Source organism: uncultured Streptococcus sp., assembly GCF_963511325.1.
Classification (GTDB): Bacteria; Bacillota; Bacilli; order Lactobacillales; family Streptococcaceae; genus Streptococcus.
The window spans coordinates 25,459-41,000 of sequence record NZ_CAUPII010000015.1 but is presented as its reverse complement, the minus strand read 5'-3'; the positions used below and the strand labels follow the sequence as shown (position 1 = coordinate 41,000).

Annotated in this window: 12 protein-coding genes and 1 pseudogene; 1 reads left to right on the top strand and 12 read right to left on the bottom strand. The window is 40.1% G+C overall.

The genetic code is table 11. From position 1 onward, the window contains the following. The 10 genes and pseudogenes from RQ973_RS05735 to RQ973_RS05690 all read right to left on the bottom strand — a co-directional run. Positions 1 to 331, bottom strand: a pseudogene (locus tag RQ973_RS05735) (aminodeoxychorismate lyase); the annotation flags it as partial. Positions 332 to 412: 81 nt separating this feature from the next. Further along, positions 413 to 907 carry a GNAT family N-acetyltransferase gene (locus tag RQ973_RS05730; RefSeq protein ID WP_311523118.1) on the bottom strand — a complete coding sequence of 165 codons (495 nt, stop codon included), beginning with the start codon at positions 905 to 907 and terminating at the stop codon, positions 413 to 415. Continuing rightward, positions 904 to 1,419 carry a GNAT family N-acetyltransferase gene (locus tag RQ973_RS05725; protein WP_311523116.1) on the bottom strand — a complete coding sequence of 172 codons (516 nt, stop codon included), beginning with the start codon at positions 1,417 to 1,419 and terminating at the stop codon, positions 904 to 906. The genes RQ973_RS05730 and RQ973_RS05725 overlap by 4 nt, the downstream gene beginning before the upstream one ends. Before the next feature lie 8 nt (positions 1,420 to 1,427). After that, positions 1,428 to 2,762, bottom strand: coding sequence for a UDP-N-acetylmuramate--L-alanine ligase (murC, locus tag RQ973_RS05720; protein ID WP_311523114.1), 1,335 nt, complete (start codon positions 2,760 to 2,762; stop codon positions 1,428 to 1,430). 11 nt (positions 2,763 to 2,773) lie between these two features. Next, positions 2,774 to 3,370, bottom strand: a complete 597-nt coding sequence (locus RQ973_RS05715) for a cystathionine gamma-synthase (RefSeq protein ID WP_311523113.1) — start codon at positions 3,368 to 3,370, stop codon at positions 2,774 to 2,776. A gap of 58 nt (positions 3,371 to 3,428) precedes the next feature. Continuing rightward, positions 3,429 to 6,515 carry a DEAD/DEAH box helicase gene (locus RQ973_RS05710; RefSeq protein ID WP_049548437.1) on the bottom strand — a complete coding sequence of 1,029 codons (3,087 nt, stop codon included), beginning with the start codon at positions 6,513 to 6,515 and terminating at the stop codon, positions 3,429 to 3,431. Between the two features lie 92 nt (positions 6,516 to 6,607). After that, positions 6,608 to 7,774: a MalY/PatB family protein gene (locus RQ973_RS05705; RefSeq protein ID WP_311523112.1), complete on the bottom strand. Its 1,167-nt coding sequence runs from the start codon at positions 7,772 to 7,774 to the stop codon at positions 6,608 to 6,610. A 4-nt stretch (positions 7,775 to 7,778) separates the two neighbouring features. After that, entirely contained in the window at positions 7,779 to 8,873 is a 1,095-nt protein-coding gene (locus tag RQ973_RS05700) for a cystathionine gamma-synthase (protein WP_311523111.1), read from the bottom strand. A 145-nt stretch (positions 8,874 to 9,018) separates the two neighbouring features. Then, positions 9,019 to 10,977: a peptide ABC transporter substrate-binding protein gene (locus RQ973_RS05695; protein ID WP_311523110.1), complete on the bottom strand. Its 1,959-nt coding sequence runs from the start codon at positions 10,975 to 10,977 to the stop codon at positions 9,019 to 9,021. Between the two features lie 190 nt (positions 10,978 to 11,167). Next, on the bottom strand, positions 11,168 to 12,790 hold the full coding sequence (locus RQ973_RS05690; RefSeq protein WP_311523109.1) for a polysaccharide biosynthesis protein: 1,623 nt from the start codon (positions 12,788 to 12,790) through the stop codon (positions 11,168 to 11,170). Between the two features lie 103 nt (positions 12,791 to 12,893). Between RQ973_RS05690 and RQ973_RS05685 the strand changes: the two genes are divergently transcribed. Further along, on the top strand, positions 12,894 to 14,339 hold the full coding sequence (locus RQ973_RS05685; RefSeq protein WP_311523108.1) for a UDP-N-acetylmuramoyl-L-alanyl-D-glutamate--L-lysine ligase: 1,446 nt from the start codon (positions 12,894 to 12,896) through the stop codon (positions 14,337 to 14,339). Positions 14,340 to 14,365: 26 nt separating this feature from the next. Here RQ973_RS05685 and RQ973_RS05680 read toward each other — a convergent pair whose 3' ends face one another. Together RQ973_RS05680 and RQ973_RS05675 are read right to left on the bottom strand one after the other, a co-directional pair. Continuing rightward, entirely contained in the window at positions 14,366 to 15,022 is a 657-nt protein-coding gene (locus RQ973_RS05680) for a DUF1803 domain-containing protein (RefSeq protein WP_311523107.1), read from the bottom strand. Next, complete coding sequence (locus RQ973_RS05675; protein WP_311523104.1) at positions 15,006 to 15,518, bottom strand: YiiX/YebB-like N1pC/P60 family cysteine hydrolase; 513 nt, start codon at positions 15,516 to 15,518, stop codon at positions 15,006 to 15,008. Before RQ973_RS05675 ends, RQ973_RS05680 begins: the two co-directional genes overlap by 17 nt. Positions 15,519 to 15,542 lie beyond the last annotated feature (24 nt).

Below are 15,542 nucleotides of genomic sequence, written 5' to 3'. Positions count from 1 at the left end.
CTGGAACTACAGCTGGTTCTGCAGGTGTAACTTTTTCTGGAACTACAGCTGGTTCAACAGGTTCATCTGGTCCCAAAGATGGACGTGGGGGAACTGTTGGAGCCTTAGCAAGCAGTTCATCCACAAGTGAAACTGAGTCTACCATCAAGTCTTCTACAGATGGCTCTTTCACTGGTTCTTCTGTCTTTGAAAGATTACTGAAATCAGGGAAAAGATCATCCTTGCTACTCTCACTAGTGTCAAGCCCTTCTTCCCTTTTCAATCTTTCTAAGTCTCGTAAAATTTGTTCCTTAAAACTTAATTTTTCTTCATCTCTTGAATTTTCGCTCAAAGGTATTACCTCCTTGTTGATAATCCATAATATTATATCTCAAAAACTAAAGAAAAGCAACCATAGATGCCTTTCTAATGCCTAATTCGTGTTTTCCCAGACCATATCATACCATTCTTCACCAGCAAAAGTCGACTTGGATTTTCCTTCATTCACAAAACCATGTTTCTCATAATAGCCAATGAGATAGTCATGGCAGGTTAGATTGATTCCCTCACGCTCATGCTCAAGAGCGAGATCTTTTAAAGCGGTCAATAATTTTCGTCCGACACCTAACGCTTGAGCTTTCTTAGCAATGGATAGACAAGTCACAGAGATATAGCCACCTTTTTGACGGCTGTAATCTTTAATGTCTTCTGTAAAGGACTGGTCTTGTAAATATCGATGAGGGACTACTGGTCCCTCAATATAGCCTAGTATTTCCCCCTCTTTTTCAGCCACTAAAAAACTGGTCTTAATTTTCTTCAGATGAGCTTCAAAAACAGGACGAGGAATGGCTTCTTCAATTGAAAAATTTTCTAGTTCAATTTCAAAGATACGATCTAAATCTGTCAATCTAGCTTGTCTAATAATCATATTTCCTCCTGATAATAGGGATTCTGCCAACGCATGAGAAAGGCAAATTCACTGTTCCTTTCTCCCTCTACGATCCCTTGTTCCATAAATCCATTCATTTCAAAGTAGGCCAGCAACTCATCCTCACAAAGCAAATAAATACCTGGTCTATTTTGCTGACGGGTAACTTCCTTCAAAGCTGCTAGCAACAAGGTTCCAAAGCCTTGCCCCTGAAAATCGGGAGCGACAGCTAAATCTTCAAGGATGATTGCGTTCTCACTGATGAATTCCTCATCTCTGATCTCAAGCATCCATTGTCTTAAAGAGGGAATAGGAAGTGAAGCTGCAATGATATAAGCAATCCCTTGATCATCCAGGCTAGCTAAGAGAAACGTACCCGCATGGTTGCGGATACGTTCTTCTATTATTTCTCTATTCAATATTTCTAGGGTGTTTGAAATACTTTCTTGTATCAAGCAAATCTGATTTATATCTGATTGCTGTGCTTCCCTGATTTTAATTGAAAATTCCATGATATTCCTTATTGAACATTGCTAGTCAAGTTTGACAAGAGACGCTCAAATGAGTATTCATAAGTTTGGATGTCACCAGCTCCCATGAAAACATAGACAGCATTGTCATGGTCTAGGAGTGGAGAAACATTTTCAACTGTGATAACTTGATGTTTCTTGTTGATTTTATTGGCAAGGTCTTCTACCTTGACATCACCATGGTCCACCTCACGAGCAGATCCATAGATTTGTGCGAGGTAAACTGCATCAGCCTGATTCAAGGCTTGAGCAAAGTCATCCAACAAGGCGATTGTACGAGTAAAAGTATGCGGTTGGAAGATAGCCACGATTTCCTTGCTTGGGTATTTTTGACGTGCAGCATCAAGAGTCGCTACGATTTCAGTTGGATGGTGAGCAAAATCATCGATGATAACAGTGTCATTGACAATCTTTTCTGTAAAGCGACGTTTCACTCCACCAAAAGTCTTCAAGTGTTCACGTACTAAATTCAAGTCAAAGCCAGCAGTATAAAGCAAACCAATCACTGCTGTGGCATTCATGATGTTGTGGCGACCGAAAGTTGGAATGTGGAATTGGCCCAACTCTTGACCACGGAAGTGAACGGTAAAGGTTGAACCTGTAGTAGAACGAAGTAAGTCGCTTGCTACAAAATCATTGTTGTCTGCTTCAAAACCGTAATAATAGATTGGGGCATTTGCTGTAATCTTACGCAACTCAGCATCTTCACCATAGACAAACAAACCTTTGGTAATTTGTTTGGCATAATCATTGAAGGCGTTGAAGACGTCCTCTAAGCTTGTGAAGTAGTCTGGGTGGTCAAAGTCAATGTTCGTAATAATAGAATATTCTGGGTGATATGGCATGAAATGGCGCTCATACTCGTCTGATTCAAAGACAAAATACTTGGCATTTTCAGATCCACGACCTGTACCATCTCCGATCAAGTAACTTGTATCAGTGATGTGTGACAAGACGTGAGAAAGCATCCCAGTTGTTGAAGTCTTACCGTGGGCTCCAGCAACTCCCATGCTGATAAAATCACGCATAAAGCTACCGAGAAACTCATGATAACGTTTATAGCTCAAGCCCTGTTGATCCGCATAGGCAATTTCCACGTTATTATCTGGACGGAAGGCATTCCCAGCGATAATATCCATATCCCCTTGCAAATTCTTTTCATCAAAAGGTAAGATTGTAATTCCTGCTTGCTCTAGTCCACGTTGGGTAAAGTAGTACTTCTCAACATCAGAACCTTGAACCTTGTGCCCCATTTGATGCAACATCAAAGCCAAGGCACTCATACCTGATCCTTTGATTCCGATAAAATGATAAGTTTTTGCCATTTTCTTCCCCTCTATTCACTCATTCTAGTCAAGTTGAGCTCTTGGGCTACTTGACGCTCTTGTTCTTTTTGTTTACTTTTTTTGTTATAAATTTGACTTTTCTTTAAAAAGTCATAGTTGTTTTTCTTAGGATGAGACTTTTCGCTATTTGGCAAAGGACTATCCACTTGAGAAACTGTTTCTGCCAAAATATAGTGAGATTGACCTAACTTCTGACTATATTTCGCAAATTCTCCTGGATTTTCTTTTTGAAAAGGTGCTGTCGGTTGATTTGCTGGACGCACATGGCTTGTCTTCGGTTGACGTCTCGTATGGCTCACATCCTGAGTCAAATATCGAGCCGAACGCTTCTTTTTCAAATCCGCACGAGCTTCTTCACGCGCTAGTTCAGCATAGGATTTTTCTTTTTTCTCAATCGGTTTTACAAGAGGCTTGGCTTTCTCTTGCTTTTTTTCTTCAGTGATTGGAGACCATTCCAAGTAGTTTTTATCTTGATAATCACCTTTGATATTACTGATGAAATCAGACTCATCGTAGAGATTCATAACTGGCATTTCTGTCAACATGACTTCATCATCTGCCACTATTGGAAATCGTTTTTGTGTCATATTTATTTCCTTTCAATACTCCATTATAGCGTAATGTCTTGATTTTTCAAGTATAGGCTCATGAAATCCCTAAAATTTCTCGTATTTCAGCTAGACTCAGACTTCCTCGAGACTCTGTTCCATCCAAGATTTCAGAAACAAGATTTTTCTTTTTCTCTTGTAATTCTTGAATCTTTTCTTCAATTGTACCTCGAGTCACAAGGCGATAAACTTCAACAGCCTGCTCTTGCCCCATACGATGAGCTCGACCGATAGCCTGAGATTCAACTGCAGGATTCCACCATAAGTCTACTAGAATGACCGTATCCGCACCAGTGAGATTGAGTCCAACTCCACCAGCCTTTAGAGAAATCAAGAATACATCGCGCTCTCCTTGGTTAAAAGCCTTAGTCATTTCCTGACGTTCTTGAGAAGGAGTTGATCCCGTAATTTTAAAGGAAGTCAAGCCTAAGTCAGGTAGCTCTTGCTCAATCCGATCCAACATGCCTCTAAATTGTGAGAAGATAAGTACACGGTGTCCACCTTCAGCAATCTGAACCAGCAAATCTCGTAAACTATCCAGCTTCCCGCTCTCTCCTTGGTAGTCCTCCATAAAGAGCGCAGGTGTATCACAAATCTGACGCAAACGCATGAGACCAGTCAAAATTTCGACGCGATTTCGTTGAAATTCCCAATCGCTTACCTGTTCCAGACGCTCCTGCATCTGTTGCAGCTGAGCAAGATAGATAGCTTTTTGTTGATCCTCCAGTTCATTCTTATAGACGACTTCAATCAAGTCAGGCAACTCTGTCAAAACCTCTTCTTTCTTGCGTCTCATGACAAAGGGTTTGATAAATTGAGCCACTCTCTCAGTTGATAGTTTCATAAACTCCTTCTTAGCAGGTAAGAGGCCTGGTAAGACAATCTGAAAAATCGACCAGAGTTCTCCCAGATGGTTTTCAATCGGTGTTCCTGATAGTGCAAAGACAGATGGAACCACAAATCGTCGCAAACTTTGCGCAATCTTGGTCTGTGCATTTTTCATGACCTGAGCTTCGTCTAAAAAGAGAAAATCGAAAGATAAATCTCGATAAATTTCACTATCTTGACGGAAAGTGGCATAGCTTGTCACATAAATCTGATGATTTTCTGCCAAAATCGACTCTCGATGAGATTTCAAGCCATGCACCACTACAACATCCAAATCTGGAGCAAACTTTTGAAATTCATCGGCCCAGTTATAGATTAAGCCAGACGGAGCAAGGATTAAAACACTAGTATCCGCTTGAGCCTGACTGCTTAAAAAGGCAATGGTTTGCAAGGTCTTCCCAAGACCCATATCATCTGCTAAAATACCGCCAAAGCCATAATGATGGAGCATCTGCAACCACTGAATTCCCCTTTTCTGATAATCCCTTAGTTCTGCTTGAATATTCAGCTCTTTCATCGGAAAATCTTCTGGATGTGTCAAATCATGGGCCAAATGGCGAAATTCTTCAGTGAAAAAAATTTGATCCTGATCCTCAAATAGACGAGATAGGGTATAAGCTAGGGATTTACGAGCTCTAAAGGCTCCATCTTGTAGCTCCTCTATCCCTAACTCTTCTAAATCCTGACGGATACGTTTGGTCTGATCATCGAAATAGTAAACCTGATTTGAGGAACTGATATAATAATCCTGCTTCTCAACTAGCGCTTTCATCGCTCGATCGATTTCTTCTTGATCGATATCCCAAAAATCAAATTGAATTTCTAAAAGGCTCCCCTTGGAGGAGATATGTACTTGAGGCTTCTGAACCTGATAGAGTTCTTGCAAGCTCTCGGAAATCCTTAATTCTCCAAGTGCTTCAAAAGCTGGTAAAACTTCCTGAAAGAATGTATGGACTGCATCAGCTTTCAAACTTTGACGCCATGAACGAAAATCTGCTTCAAATCCAGCAGATAGGGCCAACTGAAAGATTTGCTTCTCCAGTTGAATATCACTAGCAAAAGGAAGACTTTCTAGTTCCTCACGATTCGTTACTAAGCAAGCTTCATATTGAAACTGCATATCCAAGCGAATAGAACCATCCTCTTCTCGTTCCATGTAGAAAGAAGGACGGAAAGACTGGATTCGAAGCCCATCAGGAGCCTCTACCTTTCCTACGTTTTTAAATTGGGACAAAGTCGAAGCTAGGAGATCTCGATCACTGGTATCAAATTGTAAAATCTTTCTACCACTTTTATCGACAGGTACTTTTTTTAATTTTTCTAAAAGGCTAGCTTGCTCTTTAGACAGAAGATAAAATGTACCTTTAGTAAATAGCACTTGTCCCTTATAAAATGAATTCATCCCTACCTGTTGAAATATTTCCATCTCATAATAGTTAGATTTTTCTTCAATTACAAAAGAAAACAAACCTGCTTGACCATCAAAATCTTGAAAGACAAGATGAGGATAGCTTGAAATTTGATGGTCAAATTGAAATTCATCTAAGTCCATCAGCAGACTGACACCCTGTTCAAAAAAGGATAGAGGAAAATAGAGGTGACGACCTTGATTCTGGAAAAAGAGGGCATTTTCAGACTCATCTTCTACAATTCCCTGAAGAAAATTTAAGACAAACTGGCTAGTCTCATCAAACTGACTAAGCTTCAAGGAGGCTTCATATAGCTTACCAATCATGTAAGGTTTACTATTTTCTAGAACCTTCAGGAAGAGAGGAATATCTCGGATTACATAAAACTTATGAGTCTGGATAAGACCAATCCTCAAAGTCCAAATAATACGATTGGTTCCAGCTTCAACTTGCCCCTGAGCGGCTAGCTGATAGATTTTAGGCGAGTTAGTAGCTTGTATGCTCTCTAGGAAACGTCCCCCAAAGGTCACTTGGGTTTCGACTTCCTCCTTCTTTTCCTGCCCATTTTCTAGTTTCTGTAAAAGTTCTTGACCCAAATGATCATTTTTAAGGTAATGTTCTAGTGCTGCTAAATGCACACAAAACCCTCTTTTTTGGAAAAAATCACAAGCACAAAAAACCAAATCATCATCCAGGCTATAGCGAATTTCTTCATCTGCTACACGCGCATAGAGACGATGGTCTTTCTCTTTGATAATTTCAATCTGACTAGTTTCGTAGAGTTGAGCTCCCTCCATTCGAAGCTTCCCTGGAATCAATTTAGCCATATTTTCCCCTTTACTTTATCTCTTAATTATACCACATTTCTTCCTATGAAAATAGCCTTCTAGGAGTACTTTTCTCCTAAAAGGCTAGCTTCTTAAAGTTTAGCGAAAGTAATAATGATTCGTTGACAAACTTCTTCCAAGACAGATGTCGGCATGGCTACATTTAAGCGAGCATGTAGAGCTCCTTCTTCACCAAAGTCTAAGCCTCTATTAAGGATAACCTTAGCTTCATTTCTTAAGATGCTTTTTAATTCTTCATCGCTAATATCATAGGCTGAAAAATCAAGCCAAATGAGATAGGTCCCTTGAGGTTTCATGACCTTGATTTTAGTTTCTTTACCAAATAAATCCACTACATAATTGATGTGTTTCTCAATTAGTTCTTTGAGTTCTGTCAACCAATCTTCACCATAGCGATAAGCAGCTTCTGTCGCCAAATAGCCCAAGCCTGAAATTTCATGCTGGTTATTGGCCAACTGGCGTTTCTGGTAAGCCAGTCTCAACTTAGGATTTTCAATGACTGCATAGGAATTTTTTGTTCCAGCAATATTAAAGGTTTTAGTGGCACTGGTCAAGACGATAGCAAATTCTTTAAAGTCAGGGTTGACAGTATTGAAGGAATGATGCTTGTGACCAAAGAGGGCCAAATCTTGGTGAATCTCATCCGAAACCAAGAAAACACCGTGTTTTTGGCAGAGTTGGCCAATCTTCTCCAAGACTTCTTTTTCCCAAACACGTCCACCAGGATTGTGAGGATTGCAGAGAATATAAAGTTTGACATCCTCTTCCACCAAATCCTTTTCAAGTCGGTCAAAGTCAATCTCAAACAGACCATCCTTTTCCACCAAAGAATTGGTAATCAATCTGCGGTTGTTCAACTTGACACTGCGAGCAAAGGGTGGATAGACAGGTGTGTTAATCAAAACCGCCTCGCCTTCTTTGGTAAAGGCTTGAATGGCTGTTGAAATAGCTGGCACTACCCCTTCGATAAAGACTAGAGCATTCTTTTCAAAGCGATAACTATGGTTTTTTCCCTCCCAGTTTTGAACGGCTTCAATCAAGCCATCACTAGCATAGGTATAGCCATAGACTAATTGCTCAGCATAGTCATGGACAGTCTGACGAATCTCAGGTAAGACTTCAAAGTCCATATCAGCAATCCAGGCTGGCAATACTTGACGGTCAGTCTCTGCTTCTTTCCATTTGTAGGTATGATGTCCAAAACGATTGGGCAAAGTCGTAAAATCATATTTTCCCATAGTCTTATCCTTCCAAAGCTTGACGCAAGTCTTCAATCAAGTCCCTTGCATCCTCAATACCAATAGACAAGCGTAAAAGATCATCTGTCAATCCATAAGAATGACGAACCTCTGAAGGAATATCTGCATGGGTTTGAGTGGTTGGGTATGTAATTAGACTTTCTACACCACCCAAACTTTCAGCAAAAGAGAATACTTTCAAAGTATTCAAGATATGAGGAATACGCTTCTCATCTGCTACTTTAAAGGAAATCATTCCCCCACGACCTGTATACAAGACTTCTTTGACAGCAGGTGATTGTTCCAAAAAGGCTACGATTTCTTGAGCATTAGCTGTTGAGCGCTCCATACGAAGTGACAAGGTCTTGAGACCACGAATCAATTGATAACTATCAAATGGTGACAAGACAGCCCCTGTCGTGTTGAGATTATAAAAGAGTTTTTCGTACAAATCAGCATTATCTGTCACAACTACCCCAGCCAAGACATCATTATGACCTGCAAGGTATTTGGTCGCCGAATGAAGGACAATATCAGCTCCTTCTTCTATCGGGCGTTGATAAATCGGGCTATAGAAAGTATTGTCAACGACAACTTTAGCACCCTTAGCATGAGCTAATTTTGACAATTTTTCAATATTAAATTCCAACATCAAAGGGTTGGTTGGTGTTTCGATATAAAGTACATCCACATCCTTTTCTAGCTCGGCAATTAGCTCTTCTTCTGTGTTGGCATAGGTAAAGTGGAATCGTCCTTCCTGCTCCACTTGATTGAACCAGCGGAAAGAGCCACCGTAAAGGTCACGGACAGCCAAAACCTTGCTTCCTACTGGAAAAACGCTAAAGGCTAACACAATCGCAGACATACCTGAACTAGTCGCCAAAGCATAGTTGGCAGATTCAATAGCTGCCAAAACTTCCTCTGCCTTGCTACGAGTTGGGTTTTTGGTGCGGGTATAGTCAAATCCAGTTGATTGACCAAATTCTGGGTGCTGATAAGTCGTTGAAAAGTGAATTGGTGTTACCAAAGCACCTGTCGCTTTATCTGACTTGATACCTGCTTGGGCTAAAATTGTGTTGATGTGAAATGATTTACTCATACAATACCTCCAAATCTATAGTAACTATTGTACCACTTATTTTGTATCCTTCGTTTTCTTGTTTTCAAGAGCTAGTTATAGTTTCAAACTATACAAAAACGATAGCTTCCTGAGAAACTATCGTTTTTCCTGTTGCACTGACTGATTATTTAACGTGTTTAGCTAATTCTTCTTGGGCTTTTTTGTTAGATTCTTCTTTTTCTTTTAGCCATTTTTCTTTAGCTTTTTCATACTCATCAGCCGTTACAGTCTTATCTTGCAACTTGAGATATTTGTATGATTCGACACCCTTATTTCCTGCTTGTGAGAATGGCGATGAGAATGGAACTGTCTTTCTCAAGGTCGGTGTTCCACCAAGAGAAACGTTTGGAATTGCAAGAGCGCTATCAACGAGCCAAGCTTGAACTTCAGCATATTTTTCATAACGTTTTGCTGGTTCTTGCTCCTTGTTCGCTTCTTCTAGCATTTGAGTGTAAGTATCCAGTCCAACTGCCTTAGCCTTGTCATTTACCTCACCTGGTTCTAGACCAATGTTTTGCAACATACCCCCATTATTAACATTTAGGATATCAAGATAACTTGATGGATCCAAGTAGTCAGCACTCCAACCACCATTATAAATATCAAAATCCTTTTGAGCTGCGGTTTGAGCTAGGTAGCTAGAGTTATCATAGTCGTCTGTTGATAATTGTTGAATATCGATAACCACATTCTCAGCCCCTAAGACAGATTCGATGGATTGTTTCAAAGAACTTGCTTCAAGTACACCTTTTTTAGCTGATTGGTCAACTGATACATCCAAGTGGATTGGGAACTGCACACCCTTAGCTTCCAATTCTTTCTTAGCTTCTGCAAACTTAGCCTTAGCCTTGTCAGGATTGTAGTATGGGTCTTGTGCATCTGCAAAGTTGATTCCTTGCCATTCTTGGCCATAGTTGACCATCTTTTCTGAAACAACATCGCCAAAGTCTTTTCCGTTGATGCTTACAAATGTAGGAGGTACAACCAGGTTACGAATAATCTTCGTTGCTCCGTCTTCCCCTTGAGATTGAGCTCCATAGGCTGTACGGTTATAAGCATAGTTGAAGGCTTGACGGAAGTTTTTATTCAGAACTGCTTCTTGAGTTGATTTCTTTTCGATATCTGAGGATTTAGACGTGAAGTTATAAGATTTTCTGTCCAAGTTGAAGTTCAAGTAATAAGAAGTTGCGGTTTGCATACTATAAATGATGTTATCTTTGTTCTTCTCTTTAATTCCTTCAAAGCTTGAGCTATTTGGATAGAGACGTGCGTAGCTGTAGACTCCTTCTACAAAGTTACGAGCCAGTGCATCTTGGTCACTACCATCATAATAGGCCAATTTCACATCATCCACAAAGACATTTTTTTCATCCCAGTAGTTGGGATTTTTCTTGAATTCGATAACAGATTTTGAAACAAAAGATTTCATTAAGAAAGGTCCATTGTACAAAATACTAGAAGGGTCTACCTTACCAAAATCATCCCCTTTTGATTTCAGGAAGTCTGCATTGACAGGGAAGAGAATGGTTGATGTTGTTTTAGAATTCCAATAAGATTCTGGTCGTGTCAAAGTGTACTGAACTGTTTGGTCGTCAATCGCCTTAACACCGACAGTTGAAAAGTCAGTTGTTTTCCCGTTGATATAGTCATCCAAACCTGCTACAGAATCTTGAACCAGGTACAAAGCCTCGGATTTTTTATCAGCAGCATATTTCAAACCAGTTACAAAATCTTGGGCAGTTACTGGAGCATATTCTTCACCTTCAGAGGTATACCACTTAGCATCTTTACGAAGTTTATAAGTGTATGTCAAACCGTCCTGAGAAACAGTCCAATCCTCTGCTAAGGATGGAACGTAGTTACCGTATTGGTCATTTTCCATCAACCCATCTACCAAATTGGTAACGATGTCATTGGTTGTTGCACGGTTTTCTGCAAGATAGTTCAAACTAGACGGATCGCTACTGTATACATAGTTGTATGTTTTAGTTGAACTAGCTGAGTTGCTACAAGCCGCCAATAGTAGACCGGCACTTAGGGCAAGGCCTGCCAGCGTCAGATATTTTGCCTTAGACTTTTTCATTTCCAGAACCTCCAAATTTAAATATTTGTATCATTATACAGCTATTGTTTTTTTTAGTCAAGCGATTATAGACATAAATTAATCTTTTTTCTACAATTTTTATTTTTTTCTCTCTTTTTTAAATAAAAAATGAACAATTTAAACTTTTTTAGAGTTGAAAGTTCAAATTGTTCATTTTATTTATAAACTATTATGATATTTTCAAGCGTTCTCGCAACTGGTCCGCTTTTGCCTGTCCAATAACCTTATCCAAGAGACGAGTATAGAGACACATGACTCCGTAGAGACCACCACCGATTGTTCCGATTAGAAGAACGTAAAGGAAACTCCAGAAACGACCTGATGGTTGGAAGACAAAGCCAATCATCCATTGTAAGAAGCCTACCAGAATAAACATGACTAAAGTCAAAATAGTAACTAAGATTGTTCGCTTCAGAATAATCTTTCGACGTGCACCTGTCACCTCACAGATATCTCGGTACATCAAGACATTTGGAATGATGAGACCAATTGTCGTTGAAATTAAAGGACCATAACTATGGAAAATCGCTATCGATGGTAATTGTAGAACAATTTTGGCAATGGATCCATAGACAAAGTAAAGAACTGCCTTGCGGTTACGGAACATTGCTTGAAGCATTGGTGATAAGACCATGTACAAACCTAGGATTGTTGACTGCAAGACTGCAAAGACAAACAAACCCATAGCCAAGCTATCTGGTTTACCGTAAAAGACTGTATAGAGTGGTTCTCCTACCATGACTACTCCAACCGTTGCAGGTAGTAGAAATAAGAAGAGCATGGTGATACTATCTTGAACGAGACGAGAAGCCGCTGGCAAATCACCCTTGACATAGTTCTCTGTCAAGAGAGGTAGCCCAACGCTACCAATCGAAACTCCAACCGAAATCAAAATCATGGTGATTTTATTAGGATTGGCGGAGAAATAAGAAAACATGACAACCAAGTCTTCATTACTGTAGTTGGTAAACCACTTCATGCTATTAATGAAGGTCATTTGATCCAAGATTTGGAAAAGCTGAATAGCCGAACCAGTCAAGATAAACGGAATTGCTTCCTTAATCGTATCAACCAAAAGACTCTTACTGTCAATCTTATCTCGCGTTTCAAAAACTTTTTGAAGCATCCCTTCTTTAAAAAGGAAATAAAGTAAGACAGCAAAGCTGGCTACCATTCCCACAAAGGCCGCAAAGGTAGACTGGGTGACTGCTGATAGATAATCTTTTGAACCTAGCTTCATGATAATAAAGGTCGCTAAGAGCATCCAGATGACACGGATAACTTGCTCAGCGATTTGACTCATGGCATAAGGCTTGAGATTATTCATCCCTTGGAAAAATCCACGGATAACACTCATAGACGGGAAAATCAAGACAGCCCAAGCTAGACTCTGCATAATGGGGGTGAGTTCCTTACCGACACCCGAAAGATCCGCTAACCACGGAGCAAAGAGATACAAGATTAAAGCAAAGACCACACCAAGTCCTGTCATAAAGCCTAGGAAACTCCGAATCAGGGCAAAACTATGCTCTTCCTCATGCATGGTATTGTATTTAGCGACCTGCTTTGCGACTGCAACTGGAATGCCTGCTGTTGAAATCAACAAGAACCAGGCGTAGATATTGTACCCCATGGTGAAGAGGCCATTAGCCTTAGCTGCATAAGTCCCCATCCAGATATACCAAGGGATGATGTAGATGGCCCCGAGCAGGCGACTGATAAAGTTACTAGCCGTTAGCCAGGCAGTCCCTCGTAACATCTGGGCCTGCTGATGATTATTTTCGTTAGACATAACTTCCTCATTCAATTTTAATAACGGAAATGTTCCTTACCTTCCATTATAAACTTTTCCTTGTTACTTGTAAAATTCAGACTTTCGGTTTACAATAGAAAGTATGATAAAGATTGAAAACGTATTAGATATTTTAAAGAAAGATGATATCTTCCGTGAGATCATCGACCAAGGACATTACCACTACAACTACAGTGATGTCGTTTTTGATAGCATCTGCTACGATAGCCGAAAAGCACAAAAAAATAGCCTCTTTTTTGTCAAAGGAGCTGCATTTAAGAAGGAATTTCTTCTTTCGGCAATCTCACAAGGGCTCGGTTGGTATGTAGCTGAACAAGACTATGAAGTCGGTATTCCCGTTATTGTCGTTAGCGATATTAAGAAAGCCATGAGTTTGATTGCCATGGAGTTTTATGGCAACCCTCAAGAGAAATTAAAATTACTTGCTTTCACTGGAACTAAAGGAAAAACTACAGCAGCTTACTTCGCCTACAACATCTTAAATCAACAACATCGCCCAGCTATGTTATCAACCATGAACACGACTTTGGACGGCAAGATTTTCTTTAAATCTGCCCTGACTACTCCTGAGAGTATCGATCTCTTTGACATGATGGCCCAGGCTGTTGATAATGGAAGAACTCACCTTATCATGGAAGTATCCAGTCAAGCCTACTTGGTTAAACGAGTCTACGGACTGACCTTTGATGTCGGTGTCTTCCTCAACATTAGTCCTGACCATATTGGTCCTATTGAGCATCCAACCTTTGAAGACTACTTCTACCACAAGCGTCTCTTGATGAAAAATAGCCGAGCAGTTGTCGTTAATAGCGATATGGATCACTTCTCTGTCTTAAAAGAGCAAGTTGAGAACCAAGAGCACGACTTCTACGGTAGCCAATCAAGTAACCAAATTGAAAACTCCAAAGCCTTTAGCTTCTCAGCTACTGGTAAATTAGCTGGAGACTATGATATTCAGTTGATTGGGCACTTCAACCAAGAAAATGCCGTCGCAGCTGGGCTGGCTTGTCTTCGTCTAGGTGCTAGTCTGGATGACATCAAAAAAGGAATTGCAGCAACACGTGTTCCTGGTCGAATGGAAGTCCTCACTCAGAAAAATGGTGCAAAAGTTTTCATTGATTACGCCCACAATGGTGACAGTCTTAAAAAACTAATTTCTGTGGTTGAAACTCATCAAACTGGAAAGATTGCTTTAGTACTTGGTTCAACTGGAAACAAGGGAGAAAGCCGTCGTAAGGACTTTGGACTTCTCCTCAATCAACATCCTGAAATTCAAGTCTTTCTAACAGCTGATGATCCAAACTACGAAGATCCGATGGCCATTGCAGATGAAATCAGTAGCTATATCCATCATCCTGTTGAAAAGATTGTCGATCGCGAGCAAGCTATCAAGGCTGCTATGTCTGTTACAAGTCAAGAACTGGACGCTGTTATTATCGCTGGTAAAGGAGCGGATTGCTACCAAATCGTCCAAGGCAAGAAGGAAGACTACCCTGGAGATGCAGCTATCGCAGAACGTTATCTATAAGAACTTAAAGAAGGCTAGGAAAATCCCTAGCCTTTATTTTTTATAAAGATAAAGCGTTCTTTATCAAATTCTACAGCTAACTCATATTTCCCATCTTCATTTTGAAGGATGTAACCTAATAAGACTAAACTATCAACAAAGATATCTCGACGCTTCTGCATAAGCTCGTCTTTTTTGAGAAACTTGAGCAAAAAAGTCGTCATGTACTTGAGAGCATACTCAGGATTGACATCCCCCAAAACAGCATAGAGTTTCTGTTGATCTTCTGTCAGCGGATACTGATGTTTTACCTTGTAAAAATAATTAGACAAGGTCATCTTTTCCCTAGCAAAATCTGTATACTCTTCTAGGATAGCTGCATTGGTTTGATTGTGCAATTCTGTCTGAAATTCTTTCTCTAGGATTTCTTGATAGATGGGACTATCATCTCTCACAAAGACTTCTAGGTCTAGTTCAAGAGATTCTGTAGATTCTAGAAATGGGAGATTGAGATAATAGCGTTTGTTTTCTCTCAAAATCAAACCCGCTTTTATGTATTCCTCCAAGTACTTGTCAACTGCAACCCCTGGAAACTGAGCCTTGATTTCACGGAGGATCACATCATCATGCTGATCAAGATAGTCAACCAAATCTCTAAAGAATGGTTGTCGTGTCAAACGAGATGGATTAAAAATCTGAATCATGAAGATTCCTTTCTTTACAAACTAAAAGTGGTGATGCTGCTAATTGACTCGGGTTAGTACCAGGCTGATTCAGAGGTACAGGAAGCCCCAACTCTCGATAATATTCTCTCCAAAAATCACTGATTTCCTGTGTATCATCCCCAAACTTAATGGGAATGGTCTCAAAAATAGGGAGTAGTTCAGCGATGAACTGGGAACAGTAATAACCATCTCCATCCGGGTAAAAGGAAGCATTGTAGGGTGAACCCAAAAGGCTCTCTGCCAGTTTTTTAATCTCTTTGAGATCCATTTTCGGATAGCGATAAAGGTCATAGACTTTCTTAGCTTCAAAGAAATCTTCAGGGGACTGGGCAAGGACACCGCCTTCTGTAGTTGCATGATAGACCTGTCCGTCCAAAAAAATGGCCACATGGCTATAGTTACCAGTAGATTCCTGGATAGCCTGTCCTATATCCGAATCATCTTTCACAAAAATCAAATCACCATTTTCTAACATACTTCTCTCCTAGCAAAAAAGGAG